Annotated in this window: 17 protein-coding genes; 5 read left to right on the forward strand and 12 right to left on the reverse strand. The window is 65.5% G+C overall.

The genetic code is table 11. From position 1 onward, the window contains the following. Positions 1-3 precede the first annotated feature (3 nt). Positions 4-963, reverse strand: coding sequence for a D-2-hydroxyacid dehydrogenase family protein (locus tag CXX84_RS11260; protein ID WP_102976795.1), 960 nt, complete (start codon positions 961-963; stop codon positions 4-6). Positions 964-1,106: 143 nt separating this feature from the next. On the opposite strand from CXX84_RS11260, the gene CXX84_RS11265 reads away from it, so the two are divergent. Then, on the forward strand, positions 1,107-2,300 hold the full coding sequence (locus CXX84_RS11265) for a CynX/NimT family MFS transporter (protein ID WP_102976796.1): 1,194 nt from the start codon (positions 1,107-1,109) through the stop codon (positions 2,298-2,300). 106 nt (positions 2,301-2,406) lie between these two features. On the opposite strand, the gene aceB is transcribed toward CXX84_RS11265, so the two are convergent. Continuing rightward, positions 2,407-4,059 (reverse strand): malate synthase A, encoded by a 1,653-nt coding sequence (aceB, locus tag CXX84_RS11270; protein WP_102976797.1) that lies wholly within the window; start codon positions 4,057-4,059, stop codon positions 2,407-2,409. A 223-nt stretch (positions 4,060-4,282) separates the two neighbouring features. Next, on the reverse strand, positions 4,283-5,599 hold the full coding sequence (gene aceA / locus CXX84_RS11275; protein ID WP_102976798.1) for an isocitrate lyase: 1,317 nt from the start codon (positions 5,597-5,599) through the stop codon (positions 4,283-4,285). Between the two features lie 175 nt (positions 5,600-5,774). Here aceA and CXX84_RS11280 point away from each other — a divergent pair, with 175 nt between their 5' ends. Continuing rightward, entirely contained in the window at positions 5,775-7,262 is a 1,488-nt protein-coding gene (locus tag CXX84_RS11280) for a helix-turn-helix transcriptional regulator (RefSeq protein ID WP_102976799.1), read from the forward strand. On the opposite strand, the gene CXX84_RS11285 is transcribed toward CXX84_RS11280, so the two are convergent. Continuing rightward, positions 7,259-7,756, reverse strand: a complete 498-nt coding sequence (locus CXX84_RS11285) for a hypothetical protein (RefSeq protein ID WP_146031872.1) — start codon at positions 7,754-7,756, stop codon at positions 7,259-7,261. The genes CXX84_RS11280 and CXX84_RS11285 overlap by 4 nt on opposite strands. A 175-nt stretch (positions 7,757-7,931) precedes the next feature. On the opposite strand from CXX84_RS11285, the gene CXX84_RS11290 reads away from it, so the two are divergent. After that, positions 7,932-8,282: a cupin domain-containing protein gene (locus tag CXX84_RS11290; RefSeq protein ID WP_102976801.1), complete on the forward strand. Its 351-nt coding sequence runs from the start codon at positions 7,932-7,934 to the stop codon at positions 8,280-8,282. Positions 8,283-8,320: 38 nt separating this feature from the next. Here CXX84_RS11290 and CXX84_RS11295 read toward each other — a convergent pair whose 3' ends face one another. Together CXX84_RS11295 and CXX84_RS18995 are read right to left on the reverse strand one after the other, a co-directional pair. Beyond that, positions 8,321-9,178, reverse strand: a complete 858-nt coding sequence (locus CXX84_RS11295) for a hydroxymethylpyrimidine/phosphomethylpyrimidine kinase (RefSeq protein ID WP_102976911.1) — start codon at positions 9,176-9,178, stop codon at positions 8,321-8,323. Between the two features lie 61 nt (positions 9,179-9,239). Further along, the gene (locus CXX84_RS18995) at positions 9,240-9,452 is read right to left on the reverse strand and encodes a hypothetical protein (protein WP_146031873.1); all 213 of its coding nucleotides are present in this window, start codon (positions 9,450-9,452) and stop codon (positions 9,240-9,242) included. Between the two features lie 184 nt (positions 9,453-9,636). Here CXX84_RS18995 and CXX84_RS11300 point away from each other — a divergent pair, with 184 nt between their 5' ends. Then, positions 9,637-10,380: a queuosine precursor transporter gene (locus CXX84_RS11300; RefSeq protein WP_102976802.1), complete on the forward strand. Its 744-nt coding sequence runs from the start codon at positions 9,637-9,639 to the stop codon at positions 10,378-10,380. Positions 10,381-10,515: 135 nt separating this feature from the next. On the opposite strand, the gene CXX84_RS11305 is transcribed toward CXX84_RS11300, so the two are convergent. The 6 genes from CXX84_RS11305 to CXX84_RS11330 all read right to left on the reverse strand — a co-directional run bounded on the left by CXX84_RS11305 (position 10,516) and on the right by CXX84_RS11330 (position 16,254). Continuing rightward, positions 10,516-11,454, reverse strand: a complete 939-nt coding sequence (locus CXX84_RS11305) for a type IV toxin-antitoxin system AbiEi family antitoxin domain-containing protein (protein WP_102976803.1) — start codon at positions 11,452-11,454, stop codon at positions 10,516-10,518. Positions 11,455-11,601: 147 nt separating this feature from the next. After that, entirely contained in the window at positions 11,602-12,942 is a 1,341-nt protein-coding gene (tgt, locus tag CXX84_RS11310; RefSeq protein ID WP_102976804.1) for a tRNA guanosine(34) transglycosylase Tgt, read from the reverse strand. A 57-nt stretch (positions 12,943-12,999) separates the two neighbouring features. Continuing rightward, the gene (locus CXX84_RS11315; RefSeq protein ID WP_102976805.1) at positions 13,000-13,728 is read right to left on the reverse strand and encodes an SRPBCC family protein; all 729 of its coding nucleotides are present in this window, start codon (positions 13,726-13,728) and stop codon (positions 13,000-13,002) included. A 77-nt stretch (positions 13,729-13,805) separates the two neighbouring features. Next, positions 13,806-14,813 carry a DUF6707 family protein gene (locus CXX84_RS11320; RefSeq protein WP_102976806.1) on the reverse strand — a complete coding sequence of 336 codons (1,008 nt, stop codon included), beginning with the start codon at positions 14,811-14,813 and terminating at the stop codon, positions 13,806-13,808. A gap of 88 nt (positions 14,814-14,901) precedes the next feature. Then, positions 14,902-15,441 (reverse strand): NUDIX hydrolase family protein, encoded by a 540-nt coding sequence (locus CXX84_RS11325; RefSeq protein WP_102976807.1) that lies wholly within the window; start codon positions 15,439-15,441, stop codon positions 14,902-14,904. Between the two features lie 81 nt (positions 15,442-15,522). Beyond that, the gene (locus CXX84_RS11330) at positions 15,523-16,254 is read right to left on the reverse strand and encodes a hypothetical protein (protein ID WP_102976808.1); all 732 of its coding nucleotides are present in this window, start codon (positions 16,252-16,254) and stop codon (positions 15,523-15,525) included. Between the two features lie 98 nt (positions 16,255-16,352). On the opposite strand from CXX84_RS11330, the gene CXX84_RS11335 reads away from it, so the two are divergent. Next, positions 16,353-16,967, forward strand: a complete 615-nt coding sequence (locus tag CXX84_RS11335; protein ID WP_102976809.1) for a YdeI/OmpD-associated family protein — start codon at positions 16,353-16,355, stop codon at positions 16,965-16,967.

Consider the following 16,967-nt stretch of genomic DNA (forward strand, 5'->3'; position numbering starts at 1 on the left):
CTGCTACGGCGCGATGGTCCGGACAGGCGCGCCCGCAAGCCATGCGGTAACGTCCTCGAAAGCGCCGCCATAGAACTGCCGGTAGCTTTCGCGCGTGACGTAGCCCAGGTGCGGTGTGAGCACCGTATTGGGTGCGGCCAGGAGCGGGTGTCCCGCCTGCAGAGGTTCCTGGTCGAAAACGTCCAGCGCTGCTCCGCGGATCCAGCCTTCGCCCAAGGCCTTCAGCAGGGCATCCTGGTTGACCAGCGGGCCCCTGGCAGTGTTCACCAGAAGGCCCTCGGGTCCCAGCAGCCGCAGTTCCTTTTCTCCGACCGTGTCCACTGAGCGTTCGGAAAGCCGCAGGTGCAGGGTGGCGACGTCCGAGAGGCGGAACAGGTCTTCCTTGGCCACCAGCCGTGCACCCGCTTCCTCCGCTGCTGCAGCCGTCAGGTTCTGGCTCCAAGCCAGCACCTCCATCCCGAAGGCTTGCCCGTACGCCGCGATCCTCCGGCCGATCTTGCCAAGCCCCACCACACCCAGGGTTTTCCCGGCCAGTTCGAAGCCCACTGAGGTCTGCCAGGTGCCGGCGCGCAGGGAGTTCTCTTCGGCCGGAAGGTTCCGGGCGAGGGCCAGCAGGAGTGCCCACGTCAGCTCGGGGGCAGCGGCAGGGGAACCGGGAGTGCCGCAGACGGTGACGCCCTGCTGAGCTGCGGCCGCAACATCGATGGCGGCATTCGCCATCCCCGTGGTCACCAGCAGCTGGAGTGCAGGGAGCTTTTCCAACACCTCGCGCGGAAAAGCGGTGCGCTCCCGCATGGCAACCACGATGGTGATATCCGTCAATGCGGCCACCAGGGCCTCCGGTGACGCGAAGGGTTCACGGTACGTGATCACCGTGACGCCCTCGGCCTCCAGGGCCGCCCAGTCGGCAAAACCATGGGCTACATCCTGGTAGTCATCGAGGATGGCGAGGCGGTGCTGCATGGCGTTTGTCCTTCGTCCGGATCTCCCTGGCGTGAAGTTCATCGTAAGGCAAGCGTCACTGGCGGACCTCGTGAAACCGCTGTGCGGCCCGGCGTGATAGCAATGGGAGTGATGAAACCACCGCCAAACCGGTTCTCCTCCCTGTGAGCGGCCGCATCCTCGCCCGGATTCCCAACAGCTGGATCCTGCTGGCATGCCTCGGGTTGCTGGCCCTCAACCTGCGGGGCCCGTTTGTGGCGGTTGCCCCCGTGGTGGACCTGATGCAGGCGGAGCTCAACTTCTCGCCGGTCCTGTTGGGGCTCCTGACCAGCATCCCGGTGCTCTGCTTCTCCCTGGCCGCCCCTTTGGCGTCCCTGGCTGCCAGGAGGTTTGGCGCCGAGTTCGCCGTGACGCTGACCATCCTTGGAGTGCTGGCCGGCGTGCTGGTGCGGTCTGCCGGCGGGCCGGCACTGGTTGTGGCGGGTACGGTGCTGATCGGACTGGCGATCACGGTGGGCAACATTGCGGTGCCGCTGATCATCCGCCGGGATTTCGCGCCCGCCCGGCAAGGGACGGCGATGGGCATCTACACCGCATCCCTGAACATCGGCTCGTTTCTGACATCGGTGGCCACAGCGCCCCTGGCCGGCATCGCCGGGTGGAGGTTCGCCCTGGGATCAGTGGCGGTCCTGGCAGTGGCCGCCATAGCTTTTTGGACGCTCGCGGTTGGCCCGCGGAGCGCCTTCCTCGCCTCGCGCCAGGATTCCGCGGTCAGCAGCCTGGCACCGGTCAAGGGTTCGCGCTGGATCACCGCCGGCCTGACGGCGGGTTTTGCCGGCCAGGCCTTCTCCTACTACGGAGTGACGGCGTGGCTTCCGAGCTACCTCAACGACGAGCTGGGAATGTCCGCTTCCGAGGCCGGCGCAGCGTCCTCCATCTTCCAGATCCTCGCCATCGTGGGCGGGCTGGGCGTCCCGTTTGCCGCCAAATACATGAGTACGACGGCGGTGGCGGTCACCTTGGGTGTCCTGTGGACGGCCGTCCCCGCGGGGTTGCTGCTCGCCCCCGGGCTCTGGTGGTTGTGGTCCATCGCCGGCGGCATTGCCCAGGGCGGGGGCATCACCGTCATCTTCATCGCCATCATCCGGCTGGCCCGGGACCAGGCATCGGCGGGCCGAATGTCCGCCACCGTCCAGGGCGTCGGCTACTGCTTCGCCGCGGTCGCCCCGCCGTTGGTTGGCTTCATCCACGACGTCACAGAATCCTGGACGCCGGCACTGCTGGTAATCCTGGCGTCCGTGCTGACGTTCTTCGCCGGCACCGCCCTCTCCGTGCGGCGGGTGCCGAAGGGCCGTTAGGGGTTGGACGTTCGGTGGTGCTCCGTTGCCGGGCCGGCCCTCCGGATCTCGGAGGTGCCTGTTGCGAAGGGCGCGCCGGCCCGGCAAACGGAAGATTGTGCGGATCCTACGCGGCGGCGAGTTCCTCGACAGTGGCCTTCTCTCGGGCCTCCGTCAGGTACCGGGCGTAAGCGGGGAGGGTGAGGAACGACGGGAAGTCGCGTGCGAGGGTGACCTCTTCAAAGATGTCGCGCGCGTCTTCGAAGCGGTCGCCGTCGAAGCGTTCCAGCCGGGCGAATTCCTCGTCCAGGAGTTCTTCGATCCACTCGTGGGTAATGATTTCGCCGTGGTCGGTGATGGCGCGGGCGTAGATCCACTGCCAGAGCTGTGAGCGGGAGATCTCGGCGGTGGCAGCGTCCTCCATGAGGTTGTGGATGGCCACCGCGCCGTTGCCGCGCAGCCACGACTCGATGTAGCGGATGCCGACTTCGATGTTGTTCCGGATGCCTCTTTCGGTGATGGTGCCGGTGGTGGCGGCGACATTGATCAGGGCCCGGTCATCCGGAGTAACGTCTTCGCGGGTGCGTTCCAGCTGGTTCGGGCGCTCGCCGAGGATGCTGTCGAACACCTCGCGGCAGACCGGCACCAGGTCCGGGTGGGCCACCCAGGAGCCGTCAAAGCCGTCGTTGGCCTCGCGGGTTTTGTCTGCACGGACCTTCTCGAGGGCAATGGTGTTGGCTGCCTCGTCCTTGCGGTTGGGGACGGCTGCAGCCATGCCGCCAATGGCCATGGCGCCGCGCTTGTGGCAGGCGCGGACCAGCTGTTCGGTGTAGGCGCGCATGAACGGCTGGGTCATGGTCACCTGGGCCCGGTCCGGCAGGACGAAGCGGGGGCCGCGGGTGCGGAAGTTCTTGATCAGGGAGAAGATGTAGTCCCAGCGGCCGGCGTTCAGGCCGGCGGCGTGGTCCCGCAGTTCGTAGAGGATCTCCTCCATTTCGAACGCTGCGGTGATGGTTTCGATCAGGACCGTGGCGCGGATGGTGCCCTGCGGGATGCCGAGCAGGTCCTGGGCCAGGATGAAGATGTCGTTCCAGAGCCGGGCTTCGAGGTGGTTCTCGATCTTGGGCAGGTAGAAGTACGGGCCCTTGCCCTGGGCGAGCAGGCGGCGGGCGTTGTGGAAGAAGTACAGGCCAAAGTCAACGATCCCGCCTGCGATCGGTTCGCCGTCGATCAGCATGTGCTTTTCCGGCAGGTGCCAGCCTCGCGGGCGGACCACGACGGTGGGCAGTTCGCCGGCCGGGCGGAGCTTGTATTCCTTGCCCTCCGGGCTGGTGAAGTCGATTCGGCGCTCCAGGGCGTCCGTGAGGTTCAATTGGCCTTTGATGACGTTCCGCCAGGTGGGGGTGGAGGAGTCCTCCATGTCCGCGAGCCACACCTTGGCGCCGGAGTTCAGGGCGTTGATGGTCATCTTCTTGTCCACCGGGCCGGTGATTTCCACGCGGCGGTCCTCCAGGCCGGGGGCCGGGGGAGCGACCCGCCAGGAAGGATCGTTGCGGATGTGCTCGGTCTCGCGGAGGAACCGCGGATCCTGGCCGGCGGCTATGGCACCCCGCCGGCTGCGGCGGGCCTGCAGCAGCTCCTGGCGCCGCGCCGCCGTCGCCCGGTGCAGTTTCGCGACGAACTCCAGAGCGTCCGGAGTAAGCACCTCGTTCTGCCGGCAAATCGGCTGCGCGGTGAGGGTAATGCCATTGATAGTGAAGCTATCGGTGAAGCTGTTCATCTCAGTCTCCTTAAAGACGAAAAGGGAAGTTCGACGGCGGCTGGCGGCACAAAGGGTGACTAACGCGCAAAGCCGAAGGAGCGGTGATGCGGCAGCCTGCGTAAAGGGGCCCTGTGCCCGCCCCCGACCGAGTTCTACGAGGTCTTGGGGCGGGCATGGGGATAGCAGGCAGAGCATTGCCGCTTCGAAGGCGAAGGTGACCGTCCGCCGTCGAGCAGGAAAGTTAGTGGAACTGGCCCTCTTCGGTCGATCCGACCAGGGCGAGGGTGGATGCGTTCGGGTTGAGCGCAGTGGCGATGTCGTCGAAGTAGCCGGTGCCGACTTCGCGCTGGTGCTTGGTTGCGGTGTAGCCGCGGGACTCGGAGGCGAATTCCTTTTCCTGGAGCTCAACGTAGGCGCTCATGCCTTCGCGGGCGTAGCCGTGGGCGAGGTCGAACATCGAGTAGTTCAGGGCGTGGAAGCCGGCCAGGGTGATGAACTGGAACGTGAAGCCCATGGCGCCGAGTTCGCGCTGGAACTTGGCGATGGTGGCGTCGTCCAGGTGCTTGCGCCAGTTGAACGACGGCGAGCAGTTGTAGGAGAGCATCTGGTCCGGGAACTCCGCCTTGACGGCCTCCGCGAACTTGCGGGCGAGCTCGAGGTCAGGGGTGCCGGTTTCCATCCAGATCAGGTCCGAGTAGGGGGCGTAGGCCTTGGCCCGGGCAATGCAGGGCTCGATGCCGTTGCGGACCTTGTAGAAGCCCTCGGCGGTGCGCTCCCCGGTGATGAATTCCTGGTCCCGCTCATCGACGTCGGAGGTGATTAGGGTGGCTGCCTCGGCGTCGGTACGGGCGATGACCACGGACGGGGTGCCGGCGACGTCGGCCGCGAGCCGTGCGGCGTTCAGGGTCCGGACGTGCTGCTGGGTGGGAATCAGGACCTTTCCGCCGAGGTGGCCGCACTTCTTCTCCGAAGCCAGCTGGTCTTCCCAGTGCACGCCTGAGGCGCCGGCCTGGATCATGGACTTCATGAGCTCGTAGGCGTTCAGCGGGCCGCCGAAGCCGGCCTCGGCGTCGGCAACGATCGGGACCAGCCAGTCCTCGACAGTCTGGACGCCTTCGGAGAACTCGATCTGGTCGGCGCGGAGCAAGGCGTTGTTGATGCGGCGGACCACGGTGGGGACCGAGTTTGCGGGGTAGAGGGACTGGTCCGGGTAGGTGTGGCCGGAGTTGTTGGCATCGGCTGCGACCTGCCAGCCGGAAAGGTAGATGGCGCGTAGCCCGGCTTTGACCTGCTGGACGGCCTGGTTGCCGGTGAGGGCGCCGAGGGCGTTGGTGTAGCCGCCGGTCTTGTGTTCTTCGGTGAGCTGCTTCCACAGCTTCTCAGCGCCACGGCGGGCCAGGGTGTGTTCTTCGGAGACGCGGCCGCGGAGGCGGACGACGTCGGAGGCCTTGTAGTCCCGGGTCACACCTTCCCAGCGGGGGTTGGCGGACCACTCGAGCTCCAGGGCGGCTGCCTGCTGTTCGGGCGTCTGCTGGGTGGGCTCAAATGCTGCAGTCATCGTTGATCTCCTTGATTGAGCTCCGGAATCGGTGGGCGGGAACCGCGCCGTTGCGGTTCCCGCCGGCTTCCCGGTGCGGTGTTTCTTTCCGTGATCACTACTTTTCCGCACTTCCACAGGGGTTTCTAGACGAAAAGACTGGAAAGAAACGCACTTCTTCACGTATTCTGCATAAATGTCGCCCACAAGCTGGAACCGCAAAGCCGCCGCTCCTTCCCCGGCTGTTGCCGCCCCCGAACTTGACGTCATCAGCCTCGGCCGTCGCGTCCGCCACCTGAGGAAAGCGGCCGGGCTGACGCTCGATGACCTGAGCGCCGCCGTCGGTACCGCCCCCAGCCAGCTGAGCCTGATTGAGAACGGAAAGCGTGAACCCAAACTGGGCTTGCTGCAGCAGCTGGCGGCGGCACTGAACGTGGGCATCGACCAGCTCCTCGGAGCCGAGCCGCCCAGCCGCCGTGCCGCCCTGGAGATCGAGCTGGAACGGTACCAGCGGAGTCCGCTCTACGAGTCCCTTAACCTGCCGAAAATCCGCATCAGCTCGCGGCTTCCCATGGACGTGCTGGAATCCATGGTGGGGCTGCAGCATGAGCTCGAGCGCAAGCTGAATGAGCAGGTGGCAACCCCGGAGGAGGCCCGCCGGGCCAATGGCGAACTGCGGGCCATGATGCGGGAAAGGAACAACTACTTCCCGGAGTACGAGGCCGAAGCCCAGAAGGTCCTGGCCAGCGTGGGCCACACCACCGGGCCGCTGTCCCAGCACGTCATCGCCGACATCGCCGCGCACCTGGGGTTCAGCCTCCATCACGTGGGCGATCTGCCGCATTCAACGCGCTCCGTCACCGATCTAAAGAACCGCCGAATTTACCTGACGCAGAACCAGCGGACGGACCATGACCCCCGGTCGGTGCTGCTCCAGGCCCTGGGGCACTACGTCCTGGGCCACCAGACGCCGAAAAACTACGGTGACTTCCTGATGCAGCGCGTGGCCACCAATTACTTCGCCGCAGCGCTGATGCTCCCCGAGCAGGCCACCGTGGACTTCCTGCAGAGGGCGAAGCAGGCGAAGGAGATTGCGGTCGAGGACATTCGGGATGCGTTTGCCGTTTCCTACGAGACCGCCGCGCACCGGTTCACGAACCTGGCCACCCAGCACCTGGAGATCCGCACGCATTTCCAGAAGACCCATCAGAGCGGAATTATCTACAAGGCCTACGAGAACGACGGCGTGACGTTCCCGCAGGACCATACCGGCGCCATCGAGGGCCAGCCGTCCTGCAAGCAGTGGACTTCCCGGGTGGTGTTTGACGTCCCCGACAAGTTCCGCGCGTACAACCAGTACACGGACACGCCGGCCGGAACCTACTGGTGCACCGCCAGGACGGAACGCTCGGCCAACGGCGAGTTCTCCCTCTCCGTAGGTGTGCCCTATGCGCACGTGAAGTGGTTCCGTGGACGGGATACCACCGAACGGTCCAAATCCACCTGTCCGGATGAGAACTGCTGCAAGCGACCCCCTGCCGAGCTTGCCTCCGAATGGTCAGGAAACGCCTGGCCGTCCGCCCGCGCCCACTCGCATCTGCTGGCCGCGATGCCGCCCGGTGCCTTCCCCGGCGTTGACGAGACTGAGGTGTACAGCTTCCTGCAGGCGCACTCGGGAAGCTAATCGCGGTTGGCCAACGCCAGCCCGTCACGTTGTGGAGCCAGAAGTGAGCTCAAATTATATTCACCGACGGCCTGTAGGACGCTTTGCGCTTCAAGGTAAGAAAAGGGGCTGCCGGACCAGCGGCCCGATTCCCGAAGGAAACGCAGGAACCCATGAAGGCTCCTCGCTATACGTATCGCCTGTTGCCGGTTGAGCGAGAGCAGTATTCCTAAAATTCGGATCATCACCTGAGGCTCCATTGCAGTGACGGTCTTGATGCTGCTTGCTTTCATATACACGCAGTAAAAAACCGATAAATGTGCCATAGCAATTCTGATGTCGGTGCCCTGGCCTTGCACGTCATACCACCGCACAAAATCTGGAAAGAGCCTGTCCAACTCCTGCGTGGTGCTTCCCGGGGTGAGTCTGTTTTTGCCGACATTCCTGGCAGGATTACCTGAGAGCTTCTTGCCCCTGGTTGCAGTGCCCGGCGTCCGGCGCTTCCTTCTGGCCACATTCGTCCTCGCTTTGCTTCGCGTGCTATCCGTTTACACAGGACGCTACGGACGTGGTCATGATGGCCGCTACGACAGAGAGGCGTATGTGGAAAACCGGCCGGAATCTGCCTGCCAAATGCCGTCGCCGGCTTTTCCTCTGGTCCCAACTGCCGGCCAGGCGTAGAGTCCGTCCATGGCACTGGATCCTGTTGAAACAAACCCCGGGAATTACCGGATTGCTTTCGAAAACGAGCGTGTCCGCGTGCTGGAGTACATGGACAAACCGGGGCATGCGACTTCCGAGCACAGCCATCCTGACAGCGTGATGATCACGCTGAGCTCGTTCCGCCGCCGTATCTCCTCCAACGGAAAATCCGTTGACGTAGAACTTCCGGCCGGAGTGGCCAGGTGGCTGCCGGCGCAGCACCACTCGGGTGAAAATACCGGTGACACGGACACCCGCACGTTCTTCATAGAGCTCAAGGAGCCAGCGGGTGTTCCGGCGGATGAAGCGGACCAGCCGCTGGGGCCGGCAGGCTCCTGAGCTTGCAGGCCAGAGAGCGTCCGTGGTTTGGTGTCGGGTTAGCGCGCGCCGCCCTGCCACAGCGCATCAAACGGGGCGCCGGACGCCACGCGGTTCCGGATCCCTTCGGTGACAAAGGCCTTGGCGGTGCGCGCTGCTTCAAGTGGTGAGGACCCCTTGGCGAGTTCGGCGGTCACGGCGGCAGCCAGGGAGCAGCCGGCACCGGAAACAGCCACCTCGCCCACCTTGGGTGCGCTCAGGACTTCCAGGGTCTCGCCGTCGTAGAAGACGTCGACGGCGTCCGGGCCTTCCAGCCGCACCCCGCCTTTGGCGAGTACTGCTGCGCCGCTGAGTTCGTGGATGCGGATAGCGGCGGCCTTGAGGGACTCGACGTCGCTGATCTCCAGTCCGGAGAGGGACTCGGCCTCAAAGTGGTTCGGGGTCACGAAGGTGGCCAGCGGGAGGATCTGTGCCTTCAGCGCCTGGTCCGTGTCCAGTGCGTGCCCGGGCTCCTGGCCCTTGCAGATGAGAACGGGGTCCAGTACCACGTTGCGGAACTGACCGGTCTCGAGGGCACCCGCCACGGTGCTGATGGTGGCAGGACTGCCCAGCATGCCGATCTTCACCGTCTCCAAGACTGACGGTGCGCCGGATTCCCGCCCGTAGGCCGCCGTCGTGGCCTCCAACTGGTCTGCGATCACCTGCTGGTCAACGGGCACAAAGCGGTGGTTCCAGTTGTCCTTCGGGTTGAAGGAGACGATGCAGGTCAGGTTGGCGATGCCAAAGACGCCGAGTTCCTGGAAAGTCTTCAGGTCGGCCTGGGCGCCGGCGCCGCCGGTGGCTTCGGACCCTGCAATCGTCAGGACAACTGCCGGAGCAGCAAGGGACTCTGGTGCGTCAACGGAAACTGAAGTCATGGCACCATCCTGCCATCCGGCGTCGCCCGCCCGCTTTGTGGTGCTGAACAGCGGTAGCGAATCAGGGGTGTTCAGGAACACAAGCCAGCCCGTCATCCTGGTCCAGGCGGGTGAGCCTCCACACCGCTGGGCGGCCCAGGGCGAGCGAGCAGCCATCCGTAAGCGCCGCGAGGACCGCGAACGTCAGTTGGAAATCCGGCCTCGGGCTTGGCCCTGCGGCAACCAGTGCGAAAACGAGTCCCAGCACGACGCCCAATGCCGCGAAGGTTGCCACGTGCAGCCACTGGTTCCGGACCGGTTGGAGCAGGATGGCCAGGGGCGCGCCAAGGCACGGAAAGTTGGCTTATCGGGCCGGCTGATGCATACGCTCCCGCGGTGGGAGAATAGGGAGACAGTGCTAATACAGCCGGTTCCCGCCGTCCGGGCACCGAGCGAACCACTATGAACGGACTTCCGCCATGACACCAGCTTCAGGCCATCACGCCCTGCCCAAAACCACTCCTGCTCCGGCCGGCCCACGGTTTGCCTCGATCGGCTCCCCGTACTTCGGCATCATGCTGGCGGTCATGGCCGTGGTGCTGATCCTGTCCAATATCGGGGCGTCCAAGGGTGTAGCCATCGGGCCGATCATTACGGACGGCGGGTTCTTCCTCTTCCCGCTGGCCTACATCCTGGGCGACGTGATCAGTGAGGTCTACGGCTTCAAAGTGGCACGCAAAGCCATCCTCACCACCTTTGCGCTGTCCGTCTTCGCGTCCCTCTGCTACTGGGCGATCATCGCCCTTCCGGGGTTCGACGACGAGTTCGGAACGTCCAAGCAGGCCGCCCTGGAGGGGGCGCTGGGCCCGGTGCCGCAGATCGTGCTGGCGTCGCTGCTGGCCTTCCTGGCCGGGCAGACCATCAACTCCTGGATCATGGTCCGCATGAAGGCCCACTCCGGTGAGAAGTCGTTGTGGGCCCGCATCATGGGGTCCTCCGTGGCCGGCGAATTTGTGGACACCCTGATCTTCTGCAGCATCGCCGCGTCGGTCATTGGCATCACCGACTTTGGAACTTTCGTGAACTACGTTGTGGTGGGGTTTGTGTACAAGACCCTGGTGGAGTTCATCCTTGTCCCCGTGACGTCCCTGGTGATCCGATGGGTCAAGAAGCGGGAACCGAGCTACGGGGTTCCTGCCGCCTCCGCGAAGGGTGCGCTGTAGGGCCACCGCCGCAGCCTGAACCATCAGGGTTTGCGCCCGCCTTCTATTCACCCGGCTATTCACCCGGTTCGACGGTTCCCGGCCGGTTCGACGTCCGCAGCCGTCGAGTGTGCAGGGAACCGTCGAACGGGGGCGTCAGCCGTCCTGCGAACCCTGGGCCAGCGCCCGTAGAACCCGGTACTTGAACTCCGCCTCGTTGAAGAGGTGTTTCCATTCAACCCGGAGGAAGGTCCAGCCCTCTTCCATGAGGGCCTTTTCCCTCCGCCTCTCCTCATAGATCACCTCTTGAGGTGGCCGGTATTCGAAGTACTTGGACTTGCCGTCAAACTCGAGAGCCACCTTCCGGGCCGGCCAGGCGAAGTCCAGGCGGTGATGGCCCAGGGTCGTGTGCACCACGTACTGCAGCTCCGGCGCCGGGATCCTCAGCCTGTGGATGAGCTCACGGGTGAGGCTTTCTCCAGCCGACTCTGAACGTGGGTCGGCCAATTGAAGGGCCTGCCGCAGGGTGATGACTCCGTTGCGGCCTGCCAACGCGGTGCATTGCTCTCTTAGGAGTGGAAGGTCAGCACCCAGCCTGGCAGCGTGGTCCATCAGGATTATTGACTGGCGAAGATTGAACATCAGGCAGCAGTCCACCACTGTGCGCTCCAACGAAGTACATGGCAATCCGTCCACAAACGATACGTCCCGGCTGTTGAGCTTACTGGTATGGGCAACGACATCCCGCCCGTGCGAAATTCCGGACGGGCGGCCCGACTGGGTCAGGTGCACCACCTCGTCGACGTCCCACAAGTGAAGCCGCCGCAAGCCGGCACTCGAGGTGTGGCTGTAAACAAAGCCGCCCGCCGACGTCGTACGCGTTCCGTGGGCGTGCGCATGCACGAGCTGCCGACGGCGTCCCGACGTTTTCAACCCGGTCCACCAGCTGCCACGCGCGTAACAACCGCGCCGTATACGGATCAGGACCCCTTTGCGGACCAGTGCCGCGATGGCCCGGGAGTTCAGCCCTTGCTCCATGAGTTCATTGGTCCGCCAGAGATTCGCCGTGGCAGAAAGCCCAGCACGTCCGTTCATGGCTCCAGCATTGCCGAGCCCCACCTCGGACGCCCAGGGCCGGGCAACGCTATGTGGACAAGCCCGGCTCGACGGTTCCCTGCGCACGCGGTCACTCGGCACGTCGAGTGGGCAGGGAACCGTCGAACCGGCGGGAGGCGCCCCGGCTCAGGAGTAGTACTGCCCCAGCGTCTCGGCCTTGAAGTCGAAGAAGGTCCCGTCCTCGATGGCCAGGCGGGCATCGTCCACCATTTTCACCACGAAGCGCTCGTTGTGGATGGAGATCAGGGTGGCTGACAACATCTCCTTGGCCTTGAAGAGGTGGTGGATGTACGCCCGGGAATAGTTGGTGCAGGTGTAGCAGTCGCACCCGTCCTGGAGCGGGCCGAAGTCCCGCTTGTACTTGGCCCCGGAGAGGTTGAAGCGGCCCTGGGCTGTGTAGAACGCAGAGTTCCGCGCCACCCGGGTGGGGGAGACGCAGTCGAAGGTGTCGGCCCCGTTCTCGATGGCGGTGAAGATGTCATCCGGCTCCGAGATGCCCAGCAGGTGCCGGGGTTTGTCCTCCGGCAGTTCCTCGTTGCACCATCGCACGATGGTTCCCAGGTTCTCCTTCTCCAAAGCCCCGCCAATGCCGAACCCGTCAAACGGCATGGCGCCAAGGTCCCGGCACGCCTTCCGCCGCAGGTCCTCGTACTGCGCGCCCTGGATGACGCCGAACAGCGCCTGATATGGCTTGCCCACCCGGGACGAGGTCAGGCGGAAATGCTCCTCGATGCAGCGCAAGGCCCACAACCGGGTGCGCTCCAGGGAATCCTCCTGGTACCCGCGCGAGTTCTGGAGGGTGGTCAGCTCGTCGAAGGCGAACATGATGTCCGCGCCGATCCGGTGCTGGACCTGCATCGAGATTTCGGGGGAGAAGCGGTGCCTGTCGCCGTTCAGGTGAGATTTGAACCAGACCCCGTCGTCGTCGATATGGGCCAGCCGCTCCTTGCCGGGAGCGACAGCGTCATCTGGCCCGGACGCGTCCACGGATTTCATGTCGATGACCTTTTTGAACCCTGAACCAAGGCTCATGACCTGGAATCCGCCGGAGTCCGTGAAGGTGGGTCCGGACCAGTTCATGAACGGGCCAAGACCGCCGGCCTCGTCCAGGATGTCCGCCCCGGGCTGCAGGTACAGGTGGTAGGCGTTGGCGAGCAGGGCCTGGGCACCCAGGTCCGCCATGGATTCCGGCAGTACGGCCTTGACGGTGGCTTTGGTTCCGACGGCGATGAACGCCGGCGTCTGGATCTCACCGTGCGGCGTGGAGATGGTGCCCGTACGTCCCAGGAACCGGCCGCCGTTGGACGTTTCCTGCACAGCAGTCGGCGCGGAGCTCTCAGCCAGGCGGGTGCCTACCCGAAATGAAAACTCCGACTGCCGTGCCCGTGCTTCATCAGCGGCAGTGTGCGGACCCGGTCCAACCGGGGTGTCGGCAGGGGAAGGAGCAGGGGCAGGGTTGGCTGGCACCGTACCAGTGTGCCAGCAAGCAGCCCAGTCCCGGCAACCGGCCGGTCAGCTGGGCCCTCAGCTGGCCGGTTCCGAGGCGGGGTAATGCTCAGCCCGCCAGGTGTCCCAGGACGAACGGATGGCCTCCAGCCTCGCGGCGCCCAGGTCGTAGGTGGAGACGATGACCATGGACCCCTCGCCCTCCTCGCGCACGTCCTTGATCGCGGGGTGGTCGGCCACCACCAGCAGCCCCTCGCCGTGCTCCGCATAGCTGTGGACGGTGAGGCCCACCTGGTGGCTGGTCCGGTACCAGACCTTTCCGCTGATCTCCTCGCCGGTCCCCAGGGTCAGCTGGTAGGGCTCACCGGGCGCGGGGAGGTCAGCCAGGCCGAGCTTGTCGATCGCGGAGCCCTGGCCTTCCGTCAGGTGCAGGAACAGGGTGTGCCGTCTGGCGTGCGGATGGCGTTCCAGGGCAAAGCGCAGCTGCTGGAGGAACGTCAGCCATCCCTGGGTGATGTCCTCGTCCCAAGCCGCCCATTCGGAGTCGTGGTCCAGCGCCCCGCGGGTCACACTGACCTGCGTCCCGTTGGGCACGGGCTTCAACTCAAAGGTATCGCCGCCATGGACGGTCACGCTGGTGTGGTCCGGGGACTCCTCAACGTCGCCGGAAAAGTAGATCTCCTTGATCTCGGAGTCCAGGTCCTCTGCCTGCCAACCGTGCCACTGGGCGACCTTAGACGGTTCGCGCAGCATGGTCCAGACCTGCGGCACGTCGGCGTTGATCACTACGCTCAGATTGTTCGTCATAGCCCCGAATGTACAACTCCGGCAGGTTGCCGGGTAGGGGCAAATGACCTAATCACGCAGGGCTCCCAGGCGCAGTGTCAGGCGCGGACGGCCTCGAGTTCATTGCTGATGCGGCGCTCCAGTTCGCCCATCCCGATGGTTTCCGAGCCGCCGTGCGCCCGCAGGAAGAGCAGGGATTCCAGCCGGAGCAGGCGCCACTCGCGCTCGGCGTCATGGTTGGAGTTGTCGATGGAGCGGAAAATTTCCTTGTCATACAGGTTGGGCTCATTGAGCGAGCGCTGCCGGACCTTGGCCGCCATCCTGGCCTTGAACGGATCCGTTTCCTGGTTTTCCGGGGTCCGGATCAGCTTCTCGTACACCTCGGCACGCTCCGGCTGGCCGTTCTGCCGGCAGATGTAGCTGGACAGTGCCAGGGACGCTTCCACGGAGGCCCACCGGCCCGGGTTCCCGTCGAAGGGCAGGACGTTGAGGAGGTCGGCCACTGCCAGCGAGCCCTCGGCGTCCTTGAGGGTAATGAACAGCTCGTGGGCGAGGTCGCTCAGGTCCTTCAGGCAGCTGCCGGACTTGAAGTTGACCCCTTTGGCCAACCGGTCCGCGAGCAGCAGGACGCCCATGGCATCCGGGTGCGCTTCCGCAGCAGCTTCCACCACGGACTCCGGCGTGCCCTCCGGGGCGGGGATCAGGGCCAGGTCCTCCTCGCTGGGGCCGCTCAGTGCAGGCGGTACCGGCGGGAGGGGAGGTACGACGACGGCGGGAGCGGCGGCAGCGGGCGCAGGGGCTCCGCCGGGCTGCTTCTGCGGCTCCTGCCTCGCCTCCACTTCAGTGGCCGCGGCCCCCGGAAGCTGCGTGACGGCGTCGGACGCCCCCTCCACCACTGTCACCGTGGTGCCCACTGCGATGCGCAGGGTTCCACCGCCGGAAAGGCTGGCGAGCACCAGCGCTGGCGCGCCGAAGTCATCCCTCTCCAGCTCAACCTGATGGATTTCCGCCGTCCGTCCGCCGTCGGGCAGGACGATGTGGCTGCCGGTGGTCAGAGATCCAGCCTGCTGTTCAAGATGGTGCCTGGCGGCTGGTGTTTCGGTCATGGGAGTCCTTAAATTCTCTTGCGGTCCGCCCTACAGTCTACAAAGGCGGGCAGCTAAAATCGGGGACCCCCAGGTTCCCGCGTGGGTGTCAGAAGCCGACGCCGGCGAAGGCCAGCGCCTGGCGGATGAGGCCACCGCGGCCTCCTGCGAATTCCATCTGGACGCCGGGGCTGAGGACTTCCTCGGGGGTCATCCAGGTCAGTTCCAGGGCGTCCTGGCGGGGCTCGCATTCGCCCGTCACGGGGATGACGTAGGCCAGGGCCACGGCGTGTTGCCGCTCGTCGGTGAAACCGGTCTGCGACGGCGCCGGGAAGTATTCCGCCACCGTGAAGGGGACGGGGCTGATGGGCAGCTGCGGGAACGCCAGCGGTCCCAGGTCCTTTTCCATGTGCCGCAGCAGCGCGGCGCGGATGGTCTCCCGGTAGATGACACGGCCCGACACCAGGGAGCGGATCATGGTCCCGTCCTCATCAGCCTGGAGCAGGGTTCCCACTTCATTGACGAAACCCAGCGGGTCCAGCCTGACCGGCACTGCCTCCACATACACCATGGGCAGCCGCCCGCGTGCCTCAAAGAGGTCTTCTTCGGAGAGCCAGCCGGGATTCGGGTCAGGTGTGCGCACGTTCATGGTTAAGTTCTACCCCATGGGACGCTGCCGGACGGGTGAGGCTAAGCTTCCGGCGGAATACGTCGGCTCCACTGGGGGCTGTCAGGCGTGGCGCCGGGAGATCCAGAGGGTGCCCGGGACGTGGGCTGCTGCTCCGGCCACGGCGTCGGGGCTGGCGACGTGCAGCGTGCGTCCGAAGGCTTCCTCCGTGACGCTGGCCTGGAAACCGGCCGAGGCAAGGCGGTCCCGCAAAGGTTCCAGCCCGCCGTCGTACTCGAAACCCAGCCCGGAGCGCGGCGTTCCTGAGGCCGGGCGGACCATCAGGATCCCGCCGTTCTTGGCGGCAAAGTCGGCGGTCTCGTCCTGGTCCGGAACCGGGCGCGGCCGGGCCCCCACCTGCTGCAGGGTCCGGGAAGCAGCGGCGGGATCCTCCGTGAACCAGACCCCGACGACGGCGAGAGCCGGATCGGCGTCGGCGCCCATGGCGCCGTGGGCGGCCTTGTCCGCCAGGAAGCTGAAGCCGTCAGGGGCCGTGATCCTGCAGGTTTCGCCGTGGTCCGCCGTGATGAGCTCGGCCGGCGTCCTCCCGTCCTCTTCAGCCGCCAGGTTGGTGCGCCGGGCAAACTCCGCCAGGTCGCCCACCTCAACGGCCAGTTCGGTGGTCCCGTCCTCAGCGGCTCCCGCGGGCACGGCGTGGAGGGCCAGGCGGCCCGAACCGGCGTCGAAAACCGGCCAGCCGGCGTCGTTCTCGGTGCGGATCATGCCCAGGGCGGTGAGGAGGCTGTCCCAGGAGTCGAGCCTGGAGGTGAAGTGAAGGGGGCGCACGCGGAGCATGGACATTCCTTTGTTTCAAGAAAAACGGAGGCTGTGAGTCCATAGTGGCACGGAGGGGCAGGTCTTGTGCCTTGGGAAGGCAGGAGCAGAATAGGGCCATGGCCGTTGAACTTGAAGAACTGCTGCTGCCTGACGCGGCGGCGTGGCGCAGCTGGCTGGAAGAAAACCACGGCACCAGCCCGGGCGTCTGGCTGATCCTGCACAAGAAGGGCGGCACCATCACGGAGCTGGATTACGCGGCTGCCCTGGACGAGGCGTTGTGCTTTGGCTGGATCGATGGCCAGGCACGCCGCCGTGACGAGCAGACGTCCTTCCAGCGGATGACGCCGCGGAGGCCCAGGAGTCCGTGGTCGGCGAGGAACGTCAGCTATGTGGCACGGCTGGATGCGGCGGGCAGGATGACCGATGCCGGCTGGGCAGCGGTGAACGAGGCGAAGGCTGACGGCCGCTGGGACAATGCCTATGGCGGACAGGCGACGGCGCAGGTTCCGGAGGACCTGGCGGCCGCCATAGCCGCGGTTCCCGCCGCCCGGGCCATGTTCGATGTCCTCACCGGGACAAACCGGTACGCGCTGATCTATCGGATCAACTCGGCCAAGCAGGCGGCCACGCGGGAACGGAGAATTGCCGGGTTCGTGGAGATGCTGGCGCGCGGGGAGACACCCTATCCACAGAAGAAGCGGCCCGGTGGCCAGGCACCCGAAACGCAGTAA

Source organism: Arthrobacter sp. AFG7.2, from assembly GCF_002892835.1.
In the GTDB taxonomy this organism is placed as follows: domain Bacteria; phylum Actinomycetota; class Actinomycetes; order Actinomycetales; family Micrococcaceae; genus Arthrobacter.

Bases quoted from the DNA above. Each gene is read 5' to 3' on its own strand.
- CXX84_RS11325 (WP_102976807.1), bottom strand. From the start codon at position 15,441: ATGAACGTGCGCACACCTGACCCGAATCCCGGCTGGCTCTCCGAAGAA.
- CXX84_RS11335 (WP_102976809.1), top strand. From the start codon at position 16,353: ATGGCCGTTGAACTTGAAGAACTGCTGCTGCCTGACGCGGCGGCGTGG.
- CXX84_RS11290 (WP_102976801.1), top strand. From the start codon at position 7,932: ATGGCACTGGATCCTGTTGAAACAAACCCCGGGAATTACCGGATTGCT.
- CXX84_RS11305 (WP_102976803.1), bottom strand. From the start codon at position 11,454: ATGAACGGACGTGCTGGGCTTTCTGCCACGGCGAATCTCTGGCGGACC.
- aceA (WP_102976798.1), bottom strand. From the start codon at position 5,599: ATGACTGCAGCATTTGAGCCCACCCAGCAGACGCCCGAACAGCAGGCA.
- CXX84_RS11320 (WP_102976806.1), bottom strand. From the start codon at position 14,813: ATGACCGAAACACCAGCCGCCAGGCACCATCTTGAACAGCAGGCTGGA.
- CXX84_RS11315 (WP_102976805.1), bottom strand. From the start codon at position 13,728: ATGACGAACAATCTGAGCGTAGTGATCAACGCCGACGTGCCGCAGGTC.
- CXX84_RS11300 (WP_102976802.1), top strand. From the start codon at position 9,637: ATGACACCAGCTTCAGGCCATCACGCCCTGCCCAAAACCACTCCTGCT.
- aceB (WP_102976797.1), bottom strand. From the start codon at position 4,059: ATGAACAGCTTCACCGATAGCTTCACTATCAATGGCATTACCCTCACC.
- CXX84_RS11280 (WP_102976799.1), top strand. From the start codon at position 5,775: ATGTCGCCCACAAGCTGGAACCGCAAAGCCGCCGCTCCTTCCCCGGCT.
- CXX84_RS11330 (WP_102976808.1), bottom strand. From the start codon at position 16,254: ATGCTCCGCGTGCGCCCCCTTCACTTCACCTCCAGGCTCGACTCCTGG.
- CXX84_RS11295 (WP_102976911.1), bottom strand. From the start codon at position 9,178: ATGACTTCAGTTTCCGTTGACGCACCAGAGTCCCTTGCTGCTCCGGCA.
- CXX84_RS11260 (WP_102976795.1), bottom strand. From the start codon at position 963: ATGCAGCACCGCCTCGCCATCCTCGATGACTACCAGGATGTAGCCCAT.